17 protein-coding genes and 1 other RNA gene are annotated in these 20,081 nt (G+C 66.9%); 10 read left to right on the forward strand and 8 right to left on the reverse strand.

Going from position 1 to position 20,081, the window contains the following annotated elements; genetic code table 11:
- The first annotated feature begins 38 nt into the window (after positions 1-38).
- Positions 39-719 carry a YceI family protein gene (locus NCW75_08970; protein ID UYV11432.1) on the forward strand — a complete coding sequence of 227 codons (681 nt, stop codon included), beginning with the start codon at positions 39-41 and terminating at the stop codon, positions 717-719.
- A gap of 4 nt (positions 720-723) precedes the next feature.
- Complete coding sequence (locus NCW75_08975) at positions 724-1,710, forward strand: hypothetical protein (protein UYV11433.1); 987 nt, start codon at positions 724-726, stop codon at positions 1,708-1,710.
- Between the two features lie 75 nt (positions 1,711-1,785).
- Here the strand turns inward: NCW75_08975 and NCW75_08980 are convergent, their stop codons facing one another.
- The 3 genes from NCW75_08980 to ffs all read right to left on the reverse strand — a co-directional run bounded on the left by NCW75_08980 (position 1,786) and on the right by ffs (position 4,327).
- The gene (locus NCW75_08980) at positions 1,786-1,974 is read right to left on the reverse strand and encodes a hypothetical protein (protein ID UYV11434.1); all 189 of its coding nucleotides are present in this window, start codon (positions 1,972-1,974) and stop codon (positions 1,786-1,788) included.
- The gene (locus NCW75_08985) at positions 1,959-3,653 is read right to left on the reverse strand and encodes an integrin alpha (protein UYV11435.1); all 1,695 of its coding nucleotides are present in this window, start codon (positions 3,651-3,653) and stop codon (positions 1,959-1,961) included. The genes NCW75_08980 and NCW75_08985 overlap by 16 nt, the downstream gene beginning before the upstream one ends.
- A 574-nt stretch (positions 3,654-4,227) precedes the next feature.
- An RNA gene (ffs, locus tag NCW75_08990) (signal recognition particle sRNA small type) lies at positions 4,228-4,327 on the reverse strand.
- 236 nt (positions 4,328-4,563) lie between these two features.
- On the opposite strand from ffs, the gene NCW75_08995 reads away from it, so the two are divergent.
- Complete coding sequence (locus NCW75_08995) at positions 4,564-5,808, forward strand: hypothetical protein (protein ID UYV11436.1); 1,245 nt, start codon at positions 4,564-4,566, stop codon at positions 5,806-5,808.
- Between the two features lie 25 nt (positions 5,809-5,833).
- Here the strand turns inward: NCW75_08995 and NCW75_09000 are convergent, their stop codons facing one another.
- Positions 5,834-6,631 (reverse strand): hypothetical protein, encoded by a 798-nt coding sequence (locus NCW75_09000; GenBank protein ID UYV11437.1) that lies wholly within the window; start codon positions 6,629-6,631, stop codon positions 5,834-5,836.
- Between the two features lie 166 nt (positions 6,632-6,797).
- On the opposite strand from NCW75_09000, the gene hrpA reads away from it, so the two are divergent.
- The 3 genes from hrpA (at position 6,798) to NCW75_09015 (ending at position 11,856) form a co-directional block, all read left to right on the forward strand.
- The gene (gene hrpA / locus NCW75_09005; protein UYV11438.1) at positions 6,798-10,784 is read left to right on the forward strand and encodes an ATP-dependent RNA helicase HrpA; all 3,987 of its coding nucleotides are present in this window, start codon (positions 6,798-6,800) and stop codon (positions 10,782-10,784) included.
- A gap of 162 nt (positions 10,785-10,946) precedes the next feature.
- The gene (locus NCW75_09010; GenBank protein ID UYV11439.1) at positions 10,947-11,309 is read left to right on the forward strand and encodes a hypothetical protein; all 363 of its coding nucleotides are present in this window, start codon (positions 10,947-10,949) and stop codon (positions 11,307-11,309) included.
- A 55-nt stretch (positions 11,310-11,364) separates the two neighbouring features.
- Positions 11,365-11,856: a hypothetical protein gene (locus tag NCW75_09015; GenBank protein ID UYV11440.1), complete on the forward strand. Its 492-nt coding sequence runs from the start codon at positions 11,365-11,367 to the stop codon at positions 11,854-11,856.
- A 9-nt stretch (positions 11,857-11,865) separates the two neighbouring features.
- Here the strand turns inward: NCW75_09015 and NCW75_09020 are convergent, their stop codons facing one another.
- Entirely contained in the window at positions 11,866-13,008 is a 1,143-nt protein-coding gene (locus NCW75_09020; protein UYV11441.1) for a N(4)-(beta-N-acetylglucosaminyl)-L-asparaginase, read from the reverse strand.
- Between the two features lie 44 nt (positions 13,009-13,052).
- On the opposite strand from NCW75_09020, the gene NCW75_09025 reads away from it, so the two are divergent.
- From NCW75_09025 to NCW75_09040, 4 genes are read left to right on the forward strand one after another with little or no spacing between them, the layout of a single operon-like run.
- Positions 13,053-13,256 carry a hypothetical protein gene (locus NCW75_09025; GenBank protein UYV11442.1) on the forward strand — a complete coding sequence of 68 codons (204 nt, stop codon included), beginning with the start codon at positions 13,053-13,055 and terminating at the stop codon, positions 13,254-13,256.
- Positions 13,253-13,405 carry a hypothetical protein gene (locus tag NCW75_09030; protein UYV11443.1) on the forward strand — a complete coding sequence of 51 codons (153 nt, stop codon included), beginning with the start codon at positions 13,253-13,255 and terminating at the stop codon, positions 13,403-13,405. Before NCW75_09025 ends, NCW75_09030 begins: the two co-directional genes overlap by 4 nt.
- Complete coding sequence (locus NCW75_09035) at positions 13,402-14,448, forward strand: ferric reductase-like transmembrane domain-containing protein (protein UYV11444.1); 1,047 nt, start codon at positions 13,402-13,404, stop codon at positions 14,446-14,448. The genes NCW75_09030 and NCW75_09035 overlap by 4 nt, the downstream gene beginning before the upstream one ends.
- Positions 14,445-15,164: a hypothetical protein gene (locus tag NCW75_09040; GenBank protein UYV11445.1), complete on the forward strand. Its 720-nt coding sequence runs from the start codon at positions 14,445-14,447 to the stop codon at positions 15,162-15,164. Before NCW75_09035 ends, NCW75_09040 begins: the two co-directional genes overlap by 4 nt.
- 20 nt (positions 15,165-15,184) lie before the next feature.
- Here the strand turns inward: NCW75_09040 and NCW75_09045 are convergent, their stop codons facing one another.
- From NCW75_09045 to tadA, 3 genes are all read right to left on the reverse strand, one after another.
- A complete protein-coding gene (locus NCW75_09045) occupies positions 15,185-16,411 on the reverse strand; it encodes a hypothetical protein (protein ID UYV11446.1) in 1,227 nt (408 codons plus the stop codon).
- A 90-nt stretch (positions 16,412-16,501) separates the two neighbouring features.
- Positions 16,502-18,322: a CvpA family protein gene (locus tag NCW75_09050; GenBank protein UYV11447.1), complete on the reverse strand. Its 1,821-nt coding sequence runs from the start codon at positions 18,320-18,322 to the stop codon at positions 16,502-16,504.
- Between the two features lie 26 nt (positions 18,323-18,348).
- Complete coding sequence (gene tadA / locus NCW75_09055; GenBank protein UYV11448.1) at positions 18,349-20,076, reverse strand: Flp pilus assembly complex ATPase component TadA; 1,728 nt, start codon at positions 20,074-20,076, stop codon at positions 18,349-18,351.
- Positions 20,077-20,081: the final 5 nt, after the last annotated feature.

Below are 20,081 nucleotides of genomic sequence, written 5' to 3' on the forward strand. Positions count from 1 at the left end.
CCACCGATCCGTCACACTCAACCACAAGGATTCCAAACATGAAGATCAACAAGATTCTGTCGGCGAGCGGCTTGGTCGTCGCGGGGGCCGCTGGCGCGTGGGCGGTGTCCGCCCTCGTGCCCGGTACCCCAGCCACATACCAAGCCATTCAGGACGCCGCGATCACCCCCGTGTCGTTCCTCGCCGAGCCCGCTGCGTCGGTCTCGGAAGACGCCAAGAACTACGAGATCGATGGTGTGCATTCGGGCGTGGTCTTCCGAATCATGCACGCCGGGGCCGCGCCGTTCTACGGCATGTTCCACGGCACCTCGGGCACGATCACTGTCGATGCCAACAACCCCGCGGCCACGTCGATCGACGTGACCATCGATACCACCAAGGTCTCGACGGGAAACAACAGCCGCGACGACCACCTGCGCAGCGTCGACTTCTTCAACTCGGGCCAATTCCCGACGTGCACATTCAAGGCCACCGGAGCAGAATCCGCCGGCAATGGCGCGATGACCGTCAAAGGCGAACTCACCCTGCTCGGCAAGAGCCTGCCCGTGACGGCAACCGTTACACCCACGGGCGAAGGAGAGTTCCGAGGCCAGCGCGCGGGCTTCGAGGCCAAGCTGAGCTTCAAGCGCAGCGACTTCGGCATGACCAAGTACGTCGAGGAAGGCGTGCTGGGCGACGAGGTGCAACTGACGGTGTTCATCGAAGGCATCGAGCAATAGGCAGATGATCCCCATACGAGAAGCCCTGATCGGCGGCGTGCTGCCGGGCGCGATCGCTACGCTCGCCCTCTTCTTCGCGGGTTTGGCTATCGCCCTTCGGCGCGGCCGCCGTCCAAGCACGCTCACACCGGCCGGCAAGCCCGAGCCCGTGTGCCCCAGCGGATGGCTCGAACGCGGGCTCGTGCTTCTCGCCACGCTGCTCGCGGGGGCCGGCGTCGTCCTTTCGATGCGAACGCTCGAGCCATACCCGGGCTGGTGGCCGTTGGGCATCAACAATCGAACCCCCGCGATGGTCGGCTTCGGTGCCATCGCGGCGGCGATCATCGCGGCCGGGCCGCGGCGGTGGTGGTTCGCGTTGCCGGTGTGCCTTGTTGGTGCGGGTGCCATCAGCTACGGCGTGCGCGAGCCGCTGCCGGCCACCGGGAACCTGCCGCTGGCCATCGCGCTCGACGCGCTGGCGATCGGGCTGCCCGCCTTTCTGATCCATTCACTTCTTGATCGTGCGAGCGACGGCGATCGGGGCAGGCTGGCCAGGCCCCTACCCATCGTCGCGCTCACCATCGCGCTGGGCCCCGCCGCCTTGGCCATCTTCCATTCGGGGAGCAGCGTTTCGGCCCGGCAGTTCGGCGTGGTGCCGGCGGTGCTCGTATCGGCCGCGATCGTGCTGGCCATCTTCGACAACCCCGGCGGCCGCGTCGCGCTCCGCGGCGTGGGCGTGCTGGTAGCCATGGCCATCGGCGTGTGGCTGCTGGTGGGCCGGACGCTGGGCTCGCCGAACCTGACGACCCCCGCGGTCGTGCTCCTGCTGCTCGCGGCCGCCGGCTCGGGCGTCGCCGCGTTCTTCATGCCGAGGCTCAAACGCTGGTGGGCGCCCGCGTTGCTCACGCTCGCGCTCGTGGGCGCGCCGGTGGGGGCCGCGGCGTTCGTGCAGCACCAGGCCGCCACCGCGGGCGACGACTCGGGCGGTTCGCCGGCCGACTACGGCTATTGAATGCACGAAGGCGGGCCCCAGACACCACGCGAAGGGCCGAGCGTCCGCGTTGGGAACCACGCCCGGCCGCGCCGATCAGCCGCACCCCAGATCGAACGCGTTCTGGAACGCCAGGAAATCGAAAATCGTGAAGTCGCCATCGCCGTCGAAGTCGGCGGCGGGGTCCATCAGGTCGAAGAGGTTCTGGAAGGCGAGGAAGTCGAAGATGGTGAGGGCGCCGTCGCCGTCGAGGTCGGCTGGGCAGATTACTAAGCTTCGTCCCAAGACGACATAGCTCTGACCAGAACCCTCTCGGCCTCCCGCATTGGCGTAGAGGGCTCCAATGAGGACGTCATCGACGCCGTCGCCATTGATGTCGCCCGCGCCCGCGACAACACTGCCGCTGAAGTCTTCCGCCGAGATGCCGTCCAGCCGCAGGCCATTGCGCCCATCGAGATCAACGAGATCGAGCACGGTCGGAAACGTGCGGCCAAGTGTCGCATCGCGACCGAACACGACGTAACTCGAGCCCGCGCGGGAGCGCCCCCCCCCGGGCTGGCCCAGGGGGCACCGATGATTACGTCGCTGATCCCGTCGCCATTCACGTCGCCGGCCGACGCGACGGCCCGCCCGCTCCGATCGTCCGGGGTAGCGCCGTCGATCCGGAACCCGCTGCGTCCATCCAGCCCGGAGAGCTCGATCACGGCCGGGAACGCCCCGCTCGATGTCACGTCCCGCCCGAAGACGACGTAGCTCGAGCCGGCGAACGCTCGTCCGCCCGGGCTGGTCCGGTAGGCCCCGATGATGATGTCGTCCGCGCCATCGTTGTTGACATCGCCGGCCGGAGCCACCACCTTCCCGCTGAAGCCCCGATCGACGGCGCCGATGACCTCGAAGCCGTTGGTCCCATTCAGGCTGGCCAGCGAAATGGTTGCCGGGAAGGCCGGACCCGATACTGAGTCGCGGCCGAAGACAACGTAGCTCCTGCCGGCGTACTGGAGGCTACCGGCGAAGGCGTGTGGTGCGCCGATGACCACGTCATCGATGCCATCGGCATTCACATCCCCCGCCGAGGCGACGCTGGCGCCGCTCAGGTCCATCAAGCCAACGCCGTCCAGGCGGAAGCCGTTCGAGCCGTCGAGCTCATCCAGGGCCATGACGGGCGGGAACGCGTCACCCAACGACGCATCGCGTCCGAACACGACGTACGTCGAGCCGGTGTCCACGAGCGACGGGTCGGCACGGGATGCGCCGATCACCAGATCATCGATGCCGTCGTTGTTGACGTCTCCGGCACGAGCGATGGAATCGCCGCTGCCGTCCCACCTGGCCACGCCGTCGATGCGGAAGCCGGTGCTCCCGTCGAGCCCTTCCAGGTCGATCGCCGCCGCGAAGGCCCCACCCGTCGCCGCATCGCGTCCGAATACGACGTAGCTCGAGCCGGCCGAACTCAGCCCCCCGGGATCGGCCTGGTACGCCGAGACAAAAATGTCCGCGACGCCATCGCCGTTCACGTCGCCCGCCGAGGCCACAGTGCGCCCGCATCGATCGTCCCGAACAACTCCGTCCAGGCGGAAGCCATCCGATCCGTCCAAGCCGGCCAGTGGGATCATGGCCGGGAATCCGAAGCCCATTGTCGCGTCGCGTCCGAGGACGACGTAGGCGGATCCGGCATCGAATCGACCGCCGTCTGCCAAGTCGGCACCGACGATCAGGTCATCCAGGCCGTCGCCGTTGACGTCGCCCACAAACGCCACCGCTCGGCCGCTGCGGTCCTCGGCGCCGGCACCGTCGAGCCGGAAGCCGATCCGGCCGTCCAGATCCGCCAACTCCAGCACCGCCGGGAACGGCTCGCCCAGCGGGTCGCCCTGCCCGAACGCTCCGGCCGCGGCCAGGGCCAGCCCGGCGGCGGCCAGCAGGATGGGAACGCGAACCGGGATCGACGCGGATGGGCTGGTGGGCATCGCGGGCTCCTTCTTCAACCAGAATACCACAAACGCCCCGGCGATGCAAGGCCATTGGTCTGAGGCGCAGCGCCCGGCATCGGCGCTGCGGCACGCCTGTTGCACCATCCGTCCCGCGCGCAGCCCTCGGGATCGCACTCGCCACGCGGGACCGCGCCCGTGCTTGCCGCCATGCCCCGCCCGTGGCATGGCGGCAAGCACCCGCGGCGCGAGCCGCGACGGCTGCCGCGTGGCGGGCACGGGCTGTCGTGCGCCGCGAGGCAACTGTTTTATCGCGCTCGACACCCGTTTCGTGAGACGAAACGGCGCGTTATCCGGGCGTTTGGCCCCGTTCTTGTTGATAAGTTCTGCGAGGGGTTCGGCGTTGGCCGGGCTCCTTGTTCATTGGGTTCGTGTTGTTGGGGCGTTCTCGAACGCTCGACGCTCTGGCGCAGCCGTCCTCGGCTCCGCCGAGCGGCCAAGGAACAGGAACCCACGATCGACACAACCCGCGTCGGGCGAAGCCCGCGCATGGCCCCGCCGGCGAGGCGACCCATAAGCCAACCGGAAAGGGCCCCTTCAGAGGCCCTCGGTTGGTGGCCAGGACACCGGCGGCGCCGGGCAACCGCCGCTTAGGGCTGCTGCGGTCAGGCCCTGACCCGATTCGCGAGGCCACCCACGCACCGGGCCCGGCCACCAACCAAGGGCCCCCACTCCGTGGGGGCTACTCCGTAGGGGGTATGGGCCCGGGTGCTGTCGGGCGGCCGTAGTCGGCCGGCGGCACCAGGGCCAAGAACCTCCGCGGAGCGGGGCGGATGATACCGGACCCTCCGCCCGAGGGCAACACGGGGCCGCCGGGGGACGTATGGTCGATGGAAGGGGAACGCCCCGACCCCAACGCCGATTTCACACCCGGAGCCCACGCCTCGCCATGCCGACGAACCTGGACGCCATCGAGAGCCAGCATCGCCAGCGGCACCTGCTGGTCACCATTGTCCGGGTGGGCTTTTTTGCGCTGTTCCTGACGGTGGCCACGCTGTTCATCTTGCGCCCTCCGCTGCCCACCGAGCGCGGGAGCGACAACCTCGCCAGCTACTGGTGGATGATCATGATCGGCGCCGCCATCATCGGGGCCGTCGCGATCTCGATCGACCTCTTGACCCCGCGCAAGAAGATCGCCACCCTCGTGAGCATCTTCGTGGGCCTCGTGCTGGCCACGGCGGCCACGCTCATCTTGTGGACCGTGATCGACGTGGTCATCCAGGCCTGGGGCATCGAGGCGCGCGAGCTGATGGCCATGGGCAAGATCCTGCTGGGCATCGGCCTGGCGTACCTGGCCATCGTCACCGTGCTGCAGACCCAGGACGACCTGCGCTTGGTCATCCCCTACGTCGAGTTCAGCCGGCAGATCCGCGGGCCGCAGCCCTGGCTGCTGGACAGCAGCGCACTCATCGACGGCCGCGTGGTGGCGATGGCCGAGACGGGGCTCTTCCAGAGCCGGCTGATCGTGGCGCAGTTCGTGCTCGACGAATTGCAACGCCTGAGCGACAGCCACGACAAGATGAAGCGCAGCCGCGGCCGGGCCGGGCTCGATGCCGTGCGCCGCTTGCAGCGTTCGAGCGCCATCGAGGTGAGCGTCGAGGCCGTCACCCAGCACGCCGCCGAGGTCGACCAGGCCCTCATCGAGATGGGCGGCCGCACGCCCGCGACGATCATCACCACCGACAGCGGGCTCGAGCGGGCCGCCAACATCCACGGCGTGCGCGTGCTGAACCTGCACACCATCGCCCAGTCGATGCGATCGACCGTGATGCCGGGCGAGCGCATCGAGGTGAACCTGCTTCGCGCGGGAGAGCAGCAGGGCCAGGCCGTGGGCTACCTCGACGACGGCACGATGATCGTGGCCGAAGACGGCGGCTCGATGATCGGCGAGCGGGTGATGCTCACCGTGCGGTCGACCCTGCAAACCTCGGCCGGACGATTGGTCTTCGCGAGGGCGAACGAGGAGAGTTCGGCATCGACCGAAGGTACAGAAACCCCGGCAGCGCCCAACGGGCAGCACGAGGAAGTCTCCGAGGCCGACACCGCGCCCGAAGCCCAGCCACCGACACTGCGCGCGAGCCCGCCAGCGCGAGCCCCCGCGCGGCCGCGGACGGGCCGCAATCCGCGACGCTAGCTCTAGCCCAGTCTCAGCACGGGCCTCAGCAAGGGTCGTCGAACGCGTCGAGGTAGCCGAGGAAGTCGAAGATATCGAACACGCCGTCGCCGTTAAAGTCGGCGCGAGGATCCCGGTCGTCGAACAGGGTCTGGTACTGGAGGAAGTCGAAGATATCGACCCGCCCATCGGCGTTCAGATCGACCCGGCACGAAGTCGTGAATAGGGCCTCGGCGTTGAGACCGGTCATCGCGTCGCCGCCGACAGCGGCCGAGTTGGCCGAAAACTCGACACTCATGCGATAACGCCCGGGCGAGAGCCTGCCGCCAACAGCCGCGCCGTCGGGCCGGTCCGAAGCTCGCAGCTCAACCGCAGAAACAACCCGACCGTCCGAGAGCGTGATGACGCCCTCTCCCTCGACCGCCACACCCACCGTGCCGCCCGTTGCGGCTGCCCCGACGGGCGTGTCCGCGTCATAACGGGAAGACAGGCTGAAGGGCGTCTCGACCACGACATCGAATACGAGGCTATCGGTGCAGAACGCGGTAGCACGGCCGGCATCGGTTGCGGTCACTTCGAGGCGAGTCGAAACACCGAAAGCAAACTCCCCCATCGGACCGGCCAGGATGCTGGCCTGGGCCACACTCGCGGGCGGGGATCCCTGGATAACTTCGTTCTCGAAAACGCGGTACAAGCGCTCGAACCTGACGCTCTGATCGCCATCCGCGAACGCCGAGATCGAGGCCGCGCGATCCACGGGGTTGATGGGTTCCTGAGCCAGAAGCGTTTGGCACGACGCGAAAAGCGAGACTGCGGCCAGCCGAACAGCCATGGTCACGGTCATGATGAGTACCTCCACTGAGAGTCCGAGGGAACGGAACGCAGAACTCTAACCACCTCACGGCTCCCCCGCCTCCGATTATCGCGCCTGGACGACGAACATTTTGCTCGGAGAGTGTGAAGAAATACTCGCCATGGCGGGGCGTGAGCCATCTACCATTCGCGTCCTGATGGGCGGACACTCTACGAACATCCTGGACCAAGCCCGACGCCTATCGCGTGAGCTCGATGGTGTCATGCTCGCCGATCGGCGACGGCTTCGGCGTGAGCTGCGCACGCTCCGAGACCAGTTCTCGCACGGCCAGCACGGAGCCAACGCCGATTCTCGGCTTGCGCAGATTCGCAATCGCATCGAGATGTCCGCCGAACGCCGTAGCAAACGGTTAGCGAACATGCCCACGCCCAGCTTCGACCTCGACCTCCCGGTGCTCGCCGCCCGAGCCGAGATCGAAGAAGCCGTCCGCGACAACCAGGTCGTCGTCGTCTGCGGCGAGACCGGCTCGGGCAAGACCACCCAGCTCCCCAAGATCTGTCTTGGGTTGGGTCGCGGCGCGGGTGGGCTCATCGGGCACACCCAGCCCCGGCGCATCGCGGCCCGAAGCGTGTCGGCACGCATCGCCGACGAATTGGGCGTTGAACTCGGGGGCCTCGTGGGGTATCAGGTCCGCTTCGACGAACGCCACGGCGAGGACACGGCCGTCAAGGTCATGACCGACGGCGTGCTGCTGGCCGAGACCCAGCGCGACCGCTGGCTGGACAAGTACGACACCATCATCGTGGACGAAGCGCACGAGCGCAGCCTGAACATCGACTTCCTGCTGGGCTACCTCAAGCGGCTGATGCCCCGCCGCCCCGACCTGCGCATCATCGTCACCAGCGCAACCATCGATCCCGAGCGCTTCAGCCGGCACTTCGACGACGCGCCGATCCTTGAGGTGTCGGGCCGTACCTACCCCGTCGAGATGCGCTACGAGCCACCCGGCGTCGACCTCACTGACACGCGCGAGTTGGTGAACGCGACTGTCGACGCGGTAAATAATGTCTGCCACGAGGGCCAGGGCGACGTGCTCGTGTTCCTGCCCGGCGAGCGCGAGATCCGCGAGGTCGCCAAGAACTTGGAGAAGGGCCGCCACCAGAATCGCAGCGTGCTGCCCTTGTACTCGCGGCTCTCGGCCGAGGAGCAGAACCGCGTGTTCCGCCCGGGTGCGGGCCGCCGCATCGTTCTGGCCACCAATGTTGCCGAAACAAGCATCACCGTGCCGGGCATCCGCTTCGTCGTCGACCCCGGGCTGGCGCGGCTCAACCGCTACAGCCCGCGCACGCGTGTGCAGCGCCTGCCCATCGAGAACATCAGCCGCGCCTCGGCCGACCAGCGGGCGGGCCGCTGCGGCCGCGTGGGCCCGGGCATCTGCGTGCGTCTCTACGACGAGAACAGCTACGAGAGCCGCCCGCGATTTACCGACCCGGAGATCGTCCGCACCAATCTGGCCGGCGTGATCCTGCAGATGAAGGCCCTGAAGCTGGGCGACATCGAGGACTTCCCGCTGCTGGAGCGGCCCGATCGCCGGGCCGTGCAGGACGGGCTGCAGACCCTCCGCGAACTGAGCGCCATCGACGAGGAGCAGAAGCTCACGAAGATTGGGCGTGAACTAGCGAGGCTCCCCATCGATCCGCGCATCGGCCGCATCCTCATCGCCGCCGCGCGCGAAGACTGCCTCAACGAGGTGCTGGTCATCGCCAGCGCGCTGAGCGTGCAAGACCCGCGCGAGCGTCCCTTCGACCAGCGCGACAAGGCCGACGCCTTGCACGCCGAGTACGACCACCCCGAGAGCGACTTCCTGGCGTACTGGAACCTCTGGGAGATCGCCCACGGCGGACGCCGGAACATCACCACCGGCCGCCTGGGCAACCTGTGCCGGAGCCGGATGCTGAGCTTTACGCGCATGCGCGAGTGGATCGACACGCAGAAGCAGCTCCGCGGGCTGATGGTCGAGATGGGCTACCACGTGAACAGCAAGCCCGCAACGTTCAGCGAGATCCACAAGGCCATCCTGGCCGGCTTCCTCGGCAGCATCGGCAAGAAGGGCGAGAAGAAGGAGTTTCAGGGCGTCGGCCAGAGCTTCGTCATCCACCCCAGCAGCGCGATCCTCGAAGGTGCCAAACGCAAGGACGCCCCGGCTCTCGACTGGATCGTGTCGGCCGAGCTCGTACGCACGACCAAGCTCTTCGCCCGCACCTGCGCACGCGTGCGGCCCACATGGATCGAGCAGGTCGCCGGCGACCTGTGCAAGCGCACCTACGACAACCCCCATTTCCGCGCCGGAGCGGGCAAGGTCTACGCCTTCGAGCGTGTCTCGCTGTTCGGCTTGGAGATCATCGGCCGCCGCCGCGTCGACTACGGCCGTGTAAACCCCGCCGAGGCCCGCGAGCTCTTCATCCATCATGGCCTGGTCGACGGCCAGCTCAAGACCGACGCCCCCGCACTCGAGGCCAACAAGCAACTCCAGGACGATCTCCGCACGCTCGAAGACAAGGCCCGTCGGCGTGACCTGGTCGCCGACATCCAACGCCGCTTCGCGTTCTACGAGAAGCGCCTGCCCGAAGACGTCTGGACCGCCGAGCGATTCGAGACCTGGCGACGGCAAATGGAGAAGGAAGAACCCGGCCGCCTGGCGATGACCACCGGCGACCTGCTGCTCAGCGACGCCTCGGCCATCACGCCAGAGAAGTATCCCGACAAGGCCGAAGTCTCGGGCACGCGACTGCCGCTCACGTATCGCTTCGAGCCCGGCGAGGCCGACGACGGCGTGACGGTCAACGTTCCTATCGAGGCCCTCGGCCGCCTGCGCACGAGCGACCTCGATTGGATGGTGCCGGGCTTGCTCGCCGAACGTGCTCAGGCCATGCTCCGCGCCCTGCCCAAGGCCGTGCGTCGTAATATTGACGCGAAGGTTGTCGCCCAAGAGTTCGCCGAAGCGCACTCGGAAACCAAGAACGACACCGACCCGCCCATGCTGGCCGAGGCGCTCGCGTTGCACGTCTCGAAGCTCACCGGCGTCGACACCGACGCGAACGAGCTCGCATCGGCCCCGGTGCCCGAGCACACGCGGCCCAACATTCGAATCATCGATGGCAAGGGCCAGCAACTTGCCGAGAGCCGAGACCTGATGGGCTTGAAAGCTCGCCTGTCGGGTCGCCTGCGCGACGCGCTTCTCAAGGCCGACCGGCGCTGGCCAGATCGCCGGCACATTACCGCGTGGGACTTCGACAAGCTCCCCGAACAACTCGAGATCCGCCGCCCCGGCGTGCATGTGGTCGCCTATCCCGCCATCGTCGATATGGGCGAGAGCGTCCGAACCGCGATGCTCGAGCGCCCCGAAGCCGCGGAAGCGGTCAACCGTCGGGGTGTGCGCCGGCTGATGATGCTCGCCGCCCGCCGCACCCTCAAGCAGCAGGTCGAGAAGCTCCCCGCGATGGACGGGTTGCTCGCAACCTACGCCGTGCTCGGCACGTCGTCGCAACTCAAGGACGATCTGCTCGCCCTCGTCGCCGAAATGGCGTTCATGGAGGGCAAGCCCCTGCCTCGCACGAAGGATGAAATGGACGCGGCGATCGAGGACGGTCTCGGCGACCTCGGCCAGGCCGCCGATCGAGCGGTCAAACTGGCCGACGAGATCCTCGCCCGTGCCGTCCGCCTCCGCGCGCGCACCGAGGGCAATCTACCACCGCCCCAACAGCCCGCCGCAGCCGACATCGCCGAGCACGTGTATGCCCTCACGCCGGCCGGCTTCCTCTCATGCACGCCACCGCAATGGCTCGCGCGCCTGCCGCGTTATCTCGACGCCAACCGCCTCCGCCTCGACAAGCTCCGCGGCACCGCCATCGATCGCGACCACCGCGCGATGGCCGCCATCGCCCACCACGAGCAGCGTCGCCGCCGCGTACTCGGACTGGGTGCCGACGCCGCCCAGGAGGCCATGGACCGCTGCCCCGCGCTTGCGGAGTATCGCTGGATGTGCGAGGAACTCCGCGTGTCGACCTACGCCCAGGAACTCGGCGTCGCCGTGCCCGTCAGCGATGCCAAGCTCGAAGCCCTCTGGCGGCGCGTGCTCGAAGACGCAATGGGCGTGGCGCCGGAACTCGCCACCGTCGCGTAAGATCTTCCCATGGGCCTCGGACTGCGAAAGCTCGCTCGGCAGGCACGCTGCCCGCGCTGCGGGTACCAGCTCACCGGGTTAGATCGCCGCGCCACCTGCCCCGAGTGCGGCACCGACGCCACCAGCCGATTGCAACTAAGACGAAAGCGTTGCTAGTCTCGAATGGGATGGCTTCAGGCCTACTGGGCCATCGCATTCGTTGCGAGCCTGCCGCTGATGACGGCCGCCATCAACATCGTCGCGGCCATGGTCTTCCTGTGGTCGTGGCCCAACGGTCCCGGCTGGAGGCATGTTGAAACCGGCGAATTCCCCATCCTCGACATCACGATGGTCCTAACGATGCTGGGCCTGATGGGCTCGGCGCTGCTCTGGCCGTTCATGGTCCTTTTGCTTGCATGCATCGCGTGGGGCCAGTGGACCGAGCGGCAACTGCGGACCACACCGTGGTCGCTCTGGCTGCTACTCCCGCTGGCGTTACCGTGCGTGATCTGGGTTGTGATGCATCTCATGATCTTTCCGGACTGATCGAAAGCAGCTCTGAGAACCGTTGCGCGAACAACCGCGCAGCACCCGATGTAGCATGTTCGTGCGGTGCCCGTTCTGCCAGTACGACCTGTCCGGCATCCCGGACGACTACGCCTGCCCCGAGTGTAGCATGGATCCGGGTGATCGCAACGATCCTACGCGTACACCTGACCGCCAGCTCAAAATTCTCACATGGATCTATGTGTGCCTGTGGATTCCAGTGTGGCTCGCGTTGCCGGTCGCGTTCCTGTGCGCCGTCCTTGCCTACGGGATGTATGGAATCGACCCGAGCGAGACGGTTGCCTCCGCCTCGGGCCGGTACCCGGGGCTCGATCGTGTCGCGAAAGTCGCCGGCGCTCTTGCGCTCTACACGTTCCTGCTCTGGTTTGCCGCCTGGCCGCTGGGTGCCACCACGCTCGGTCTTCGCCTCTGGCAACAGCGTCGCGGCCGCAGGACTCCCGCAGGATTCTGGTGTCTGGCCTTTGGCCCCATCGCGGCCTGCCCGATCGTGTACATCGCAACGCTGATGTTCGTAGTGTCCCCCTGAGGGGGCACGCTACTCGTATACGGAATCGCACTGTTCGATCCGAGCCCCTGCGGCATCACATATCGCAAAACGCCCGCCGGGCCTGATCGATGCCGCCCCGTACGCCCCATCCTTCCGCACGGCGTACAGCTTCACGTCGAAGTTCACGCGGCCATCTTCCCCGCGCAGCCGCTTCTCCTTCGTGCGGCGGGCGATGTCGCCGGCAACTTCGAGGCACGCCTCGGTGGGCGTCAATCCCCGTTCCATCGCGCGCACGATCGCGAAGCCGCCGCAGTTCAGGATCACCGCCTCGCCGCGCCCCGTCGCACCGGCGGCCCCGACCTCGTTGTCGCAATACATCCCCGCTCCGGTGATCGGCGAGTCGCCCACGCGACCGGGGATCTTCCAGCTCAGTCCGCTGGTCGTCGTGCAACTGGCCAGGTTGCCTTTGCCGTCGACCGCACAGCAGTTGATCGTGCCCGTCGTGTACGGCACGCCGTCCTTCCACTGCACATCGTGGTCGGCGGCCAGCCGCGACATCTCGTCACCAATCTCGTTCTTGCCGATTGGCCCACGCCCGCGGTTCCTCTCATCGCGCGGGTCCCAGTCGAGCTGGTCGTCATCCAGCCAGTCGTCGCGGTCGTTCAGATTCCCCTTCCACCGCAACCACAGCCGCCGCGTGCGATCGGTCATCAGGTCCTCTTCCTTGAACCCGTTGGCCAGCGCGAACCGCTTCGCGCCCTCGCCCACGATGAGGCAGTGATCGGTGCGCTTGAGCACCAGCAGCGCCACGGCTGCCGGATTCTTGATGCCCTCGATGCACGCCACCGCCCCGCTCTTGTGCGTCGGCCCGTGCATCACCGACGCGTCGAGCTGGATCACGCCCTCCTCGTTCGGCAGCCCGCCATACCCCACGCTCAAATCATCGGCGTCGTTCTCGACGATCGTCACTCCCGCCACGATCGCGTCGACCGGGTCGGTGCCCTGTGAGATAAGCCGGTACGCCCGCTCGGTCGCCGGCAATCCGTTCGCACTCGCGATAGCCACCGGGCCGGCGTGCCCATCGCCTCGCATTGGTCTAGGCCTTGCTCGAGCAAGGGCCGCAGGTGAAAGAGCCAGGCCAACGGAAGTCGCAAGGCCGGCCGAGAGCACGTCGCGTCGGGAAAGTGCCATGGCGCAGCATAGCTCGGCTGCCGCGGCGGGGGGTATCATCGGGCATGGCCGTGGGGATCATCGCCGCAATCTTCGCATACGGTGCCCTCGGCACGCTCGTGGCCATCCCGATGGTGCTGCGAGGCGTCAACCGGCTCGACCCCGCCGCCGCCGACGGCACCTGGGGCTTCCGTCTGCTCGCCATCCCAGGCGTGATGGTGCTGTGGCCGTTGGTCCTTATCCGGTGGGCAAAGGCGGGCCGATCATGAATCCCACCCAACGCCGCTTGCATGTCGTGATCTGGGTGCTGGTGCTGGTTGTTGCGCTGACGCTCATCGTGCTTGGCGCACTGCTCCGCCGCGGCCCACGACCGACCGGGCCGAATATCGACGAGCGCACCACGGAACCAACGCCATGAGTGCCCGCTACCGCGCCGTGAGCTGGATGCCCCACAAGGTCAGGTACGACCTCGTGCTCGGCTCGCTGTGCGTGCTGTTCGTCGCGGTGTTCGTGGGTGTGAGTTTCGTCGTCAACCAACCGCCCAACGACATCTCCCCACCCATCCTCATCCTGCGCGCCCTGGGCACGCTGGCCATCGTGCTGCTGCACGTCGTCCTGGCCATCGGCCCCATCGCCCGGCTCTGGCCTCGCACGACCTTCCTGCTGGCCAACCGCCGGCACTTGGGCGTCACGTTGTTCCTTGTCGCTGGCTTGCACGCCCTCATCGTCTACGGCTTCTACGGCGGTTTCGGCGTGCAGAATCCCATCCTCGCCGTGCTCGTCCGCCCCGATGGCGGCGTTGGCTTCGAGTTTCTGGGCTTCCTCGCGCTGCTCATCCTGCTGATGATGGCCGCCACCAGCCACGACTTCTGGCTCGCCTTCCTGGGCCACCGCGTGTGGAAGGCGATGCACATGACCGTGTACGTCGCCTACGTGCTGGTCATCGCGCACGTGGTGATGGGCGTGCTCAAGGACGAGAAGTCGCTCCTGTATCCTGCACTCCTCGCATTCGGCGCTGTCACGCTCGGCGCGCTGCACCTGACCGCTGGCATCCGCGAGCGGCGCCGCGACGCGACCACCCCCACCACCGCCGACGACGGCTGGGTCGACATTGGCGATGCATCAGACATCCCCGACAAGCGAGCCCGCGTGGTGTGCCTCGGCAACGGCGAGCGCGTCGCTATATTCCGTGACGGCGCGGCACTCTCGGCCCTCAGCAACGTCTGCGCCCACCAGGGCGGCCCGCTCGGCGAGGGCGAGATCATGGACGGCTGCGCGACTTGTCCCTGGCACGGCTACCAGTACGAAACCCACAACGGCCAGAGCCCCCCACCCTTCACCGAAAAGATCCCCACCTACGAACTCCGCGTCCGCGGCGGGCGTGTCGAGGTCAACCCCAGCGCCAACGCGCCCGGCACACCGACAACGCCCGTGACGATCCCCGAGGGCACCAACACATGAGCGAGCGCGAGCCCATCTACGTTCTCTACCGCCCGCTGCCCGCCACGCTGCTCACGCTCGTGCTCGCGGCGGTTGGAGCACTGGCCGGTCTGCTCGCGGGCACAGCCGCCGCCACCGCGCTCGCCCAACGCGATCCCGGCCCGGCCGTCTGGGACACCAGCAACACCGCCACCCTCACCGGCATCATCGTCGCCGACCCGTACCCGATGCTGCTGCCCGCCGACGGCTCGCCGGGCGTCATCCTCATGGGCGTGGGCAAGGGCGGCCCGCCTCAGAGCGTCCTCTCGATGGCCGGGCAGACCGTCGAGGCCACCGGCTACATACTCGAACGCGACGGCATGCGCGTGCTCGAGGTCGACAGCCCGCCAACCGAACTCAGCCTACCACTCCCGAACCGCGCCGCACCGGTCGACCATGGCACCCACGCCATCGCCGCCGAGATCCTCGACACCAAGTGCTATCTGGGCGCGATGAAGCCCGGCGACGGCCAGGGCCACAAGGCCTGCGCCATCCTCTGCGTCGCCGGCGGCGTCCCGCCCATGATCGCCTGGACCGACGACACCGGCAAGAACCACTACGCCCTGCTCACCGCCCCCGACGGCTCGCCCATGCCCGAGCAATACCACGGCCTCATCGCCGAACCGGTGAAAATCGAGGGCCGCCTGACCTCCCGCGATGGCTGGCTATGGATGGCGATCACCAACGTAGCGCACTGAGCCTCGTGATCCCGACTGGCCTACTCCTCTAACACAAACCCCCGCTCGTCCCAGATCTTCTTTAGCCGCGCATCAATCCCCCCGCCCGGCTGCAGTTCCTGGCCGCAGGCGATCAGCAGGTCGACCAGCCCATCGAAATCACTGATCGCGATCTGCTCGCTGCCGATCGCCGGGGGCGTCGTGTTCGTGCCCGCCTGCACGGCGGCCAGGTCGGCCATGTTGTGGTAGTTGCCCAGCGGCAGGCACACGCAGGTCGCCTCATATCCCGCGGCGCAGAACACCGTCGCCTCGCACGCGCCGCCGGCCATGAGCTTGCGCTGCCAGCGCCACGTTGGCAACTCGCTCTGCTTCTGCGAGGCCGTCGGCGACGCCGGCCCGCCCGCGACTGCCTCCGCCCGCGCTGCGACGGCTGCGGTCAGACGCGGCGTGAACACCGTCAGCCGATCGCCCACGCGAACGATCGGCCCGCCACCGATTGGCGAGTCATCGAACGCCCGGCTGTTCTCCAGCGCGATCACCGGCGCATTCTCGGGAATTGTCTTGCTCCGGCACGCGCCGAGCGCACCCACGAAGCCGATCTCCTCGGCCCGCGTGAAGAACACCCGCACGTCACGCCCCACCGCCTCGCCAGCCGCCTTGAGCTTCAGCAACTCGTCAAAGGCCGAGAGAGCCGCCGCCGCCGCCGCCAGGTCGTCGCACACGGGGGCGCTCAAGATGCCGCCGGTGATCGACGACTCGGGCAGCAGCCAGGTGGCGATGTCCTCCGTTGTCAGGCCGTCGGTCGTCTGCCCCTCATCGAGGCGAGCACGATACCGCTTGAACATCTCCTGCTCGTCCTCCGCGGGCTCGATCCGCTCGACGATGGTCGCCAGCCGCGCATCACCGCTCACCGGATGCACCTGCACGCGCGCGCCCTTGAAGTAGTCTTCCATCACGCCACCACGGAACGCCAGCACCAACTCGGTTCCACCCTCGATCGCCTCAACCGCGAAGCCGGGATGGTCCAGGTGTGCGGTGATGTACACCGGCTCTCCCGGAGCGAACGGCTCGGTCCGACGGATCGTCAGATTGCCATGCTCGTCGGCCGACAGGGTCAGCTCCGGCCGTTCACGCACCCACGCGGTGACCCACGCGACCACGCGCCCCTCTCGGCCCGCAACCGTGGGAAGGCTCGTGATCTCGCCGAGCCAGCGGTGGTGCGTCCGGCGAGCCTCTGGTGACAGCGTGGGAGATTCGGGAGTAGCCATACCGCAGGGTAGCAAGCAAACCGCCGACGCCCCAAAAGAGCGCCGGCGGGCAACACCTGACCTCGAATGAACGGCCCGCGGGCCGGTGATCTAGCGGCGGTTCTTGACAGGAACGTCGAGCTCCGGATCCCACGTCGCGATGACCTTGTCGTCGGCGACCATCGCCACGACCTTCACGCCACCGCTCACGCGATAGATCAGATACGTGTCCTGCTCGGCCCGGCTCTGGCTGACCGTAAACGGCAGCTTGCTCAGGTCGGTGATCGGCTGGCCGGGCGTAAACCCGATGTACGAGTTGGCATCCTCGACGCAGATGTACCCCACCGGCGGGTAGAGCTGACCTTGCTCATCGACGAGCATGGGGGCCTGGTTGCCGCTCAGGCTTTGGAACACAGAACCGTTGAGAGCCAGCGGCGAATCGCGCCCGACATCGGCCTGCACAATGCGGATATCCCGCGGCTCGGCGAAGGCACCAACACGCAACGAAGGCTCGATGAACTGCCCACGAAGTTGGGCCGAAGTAAACTGCTCGACACCACCCACAATGGTGTAATACCGATCGTTCTCGCCCTTGAACACCTCGAGCCCGCGCTCGGTGCCCTTCTTGATGAGCATGCGACCGGGCAGATTGGCCTGGAGGTACAGGTGGTACTCCGAAGGCTCCAATTCCTGTCGACCGTTCATGGTCCTCAGTTCCACAGCCTGCGAATAATCCATGTCCGCAAGATCGACACCGCCGTATTCAAGGGTCGTGACGGCATCGTCGCGGGCGGTCGTGGTGCTGAAGGTCGAGTCCGGCTCCTTGTCCAGTTGGATGCGAGCACCGCGCACGTAGACCGCGATCGGCCGGTACGCGCGGGGCAGGGCAAACTCGAACGCCATGATCGCCTTCGCACCGCCACCCACCGAGGCGATGAACGATTCCTTGGCATCGAAGCGGAAGCGTGCCAGTGTGGGCTCCTGGGCGTCCGCCTGGCTGATGACCGCCGATGGGTGGAAGGCCCGGGTGAAGCCCGTACCGTCCTGCTCGGCCACCATCCGGATCTGGGCGTTGCCAAGAACGATCTTCGCACCACCACCGAGTTCACGCGCCTGCGCGTCGAGTTCGAGCACGACTCCGGCAACATACCCGTTGGTAATCTCCTCACCATCAAGCCCGATCACACGCTGGGGAATGCCGGGCTGCCAGCGATCACGCATCAACTCGCCCATGCTACCGCCGCGCTCGATGTCGCCAAGCGCGTACCACTGGATGAGCTTGAATTCCTCGGGCTTCGAGGAGTTGCGAGACTGCCCGGCGAACGTGGTCCGCATGGCCGAACCCTGCTCGTGGAAGTTTGGATGCCACTTCGCGAGCGGCTCGCCCGTCGCCAGCGTCCCGCGCGACATCCACAAATACGCCTTCGCGGTCCACTCGTCGACGTAAGGCCGGAACGGTGAGGAATTGCGCACCACGCTACCGCGAGCGCCGCCGCCCTCATCGGTAAAGACCAGCCCCTGGACGGGCTTGTCCGGGCCAAACCGCATCATCCCAAGCGACATGAGAAGAAAACCAACGGTCACGATGCCGGTGGCCAGACCGCACACGCCAGCGCCGACGTACTCGACGTTGTCGTTGAACTTGAGGTTGTTGGGCACGGCTTTGTCGACAGCCAGCCGCAAGATGACCAGCGACAGCGCAAAGGACATCCCAAGCGAGATGCCGTGGGCAGTGTCGCGAAGGATGGTGCCAAAGCCACGATCGGGAGCCTGGCTGAGCAACAGCATCGTGATCGGCTCGTAGACGGCAAAGGCCACCGCACCAGCCGCAAGCACGCACAGCATGTGCAAGAAGGCGCTGAAGAAGCCGCGGATGACCCACACCCAGGTAAAGATGAGAACGCCGGCCAGAGCGAAGATTGTAAATATCATCGAGAACTCCTTGCGTACGGACCCGTTCAGGTGCTGGCGGTGGCAGGCTTGGGAGACGAAGTCGACTTGCTCTTGGACGAACCCACCGTGACGCGGATCACCTCGTCCACGCTGGTCGCGCCCTCGACGGCACGCACGATGGCGGCCTGCTGGATGCTGGGCACGCCCTGCTTGCGGAAGGCCGTCGCCAGAGCGTTCATGTCACCCTGCTCGATGGCGGCCTTCTCGTCGGCACCGATGGTGTACAACTCGAACACACCGATCTGGCCGACAAATCCGGTGCCGCCGCTCTCGGGGCAGGGCACCATCTTCTTGTTGACCTCGATGTGCGTGCGGTGGCGGTACAGCGTCTTGACCTTGTCGGGAGACAGGCCCAGCTTCTTGAGCATGTCCGGACTCGGCACGTAGGCCTCGCGGCTGGATTCGGCCAGGGCCCGCACCAGCTTGCCCGCGACCACACCCTTCAGTGCCTGGGCCGCCAACCCATTGTCGTGCAGCGCCCGGCGGTACATCTCGACCGCCTGCAACGCGTTCTCCGCGGGCACCGACAGGTACACACGCGTGTGGTCAAGATCGCCCTTGGCCGACTCCAGAGCCGTCGCCTCGTCGACCACCTCGGCCACACCCACGACGCTCGGGTCGCGACGCAGGATCGACCGCAGCAGGGTGGCATGGTCGGGCCCCTTGCCCGTCGGGCTCCACACGTTCTGGCGGATACCCTCGAGTGTGTCCTGCTGCTCGAGTTCGATGCTCTGGATGTTCGACGTGTACGCGTCGTGCATCTTCAGCAAGGTGTACAGCATCGTCGTGCGGCCCATGCCCTTGGGGGCCGCCAGCAGCACAACACCCGTGCCATCATCGACGAGTTTCTGTAACACCTCGCGTTGCTGCGGCAACAGCCCAAGGTTGTCGCCCTTGCGGCGGACCGACTTGGACGGGTCAACCACGATCGTAAGCTTGAGGCCCTGCTGGCCGCCGCTGGAGATCACTCGCAAGTGGTGACGCTCGCCGCCCTTGGATACGTCCGGCTCGCCCACCTGGCGGCGGCGCTCGCCGGCCTCCAGGCCCGAGGCGGTCTGCCAGAACGCGATCACCCGCATCGCGTCCTGCGGCGCCAGCGGCTCGCCTACCACGGTACGGAGCCCATCCACGGTATGGGCAACCGCGTAGCCCTGCTCGCCGGCGGGGAGCAGTTCGATCTTGTGAGCCCGCCCGGCAACACCATCGATGTACAACTTCTCGGCAGCCGCACGCACGATCATCTCGGCGGTGCCGTCTTCGGGCGCTTCCATCGTAATGCCATCGGGCTTGACGATGGCAAGCTGGACACGCGCGGACTTCTTGGCTTCCTTCGCGGTCTTGCGTGCTTCCATCCAACTGGCGATATTCATCGTCAGGTGGTGCTCCTCGGGCACCCGCTCGTCCTTATTGGCCATCTGCACGTACATGAGCGGCGGAACTGCCAGCAGCAACGCCACAACGGGAAAGGCGACCAGGAACGCCACGATGCCCGAGAGCGGGTTGACCACGATCACCACGATCGCCAGCAACGCGGTCGCCATGTACACCATGTTCCACTTCTCACGAGGGAGGTAGAACCGGGCCGCGTGCTTGTCCGCCACGCTGGAGACGAACCATCCCCAACCGGCGAACATAGCCACGAAGAGAATCGCCTTCCACCAGGAAGCGAGCACGAACGCTTCGGCCAGCATGACCGAGGGCGTAGAGGTGAGCAAGGGCTGGGTCAGATCCACGAGTG

This window comes from Phycisphaera sp. (genome assembly GCA_025916675.1).
Lineage (GTDB): Bacteria > Planctomycetota > Phycisphaerae > Phycisphaerales > UBA1924 > JAHCJI01.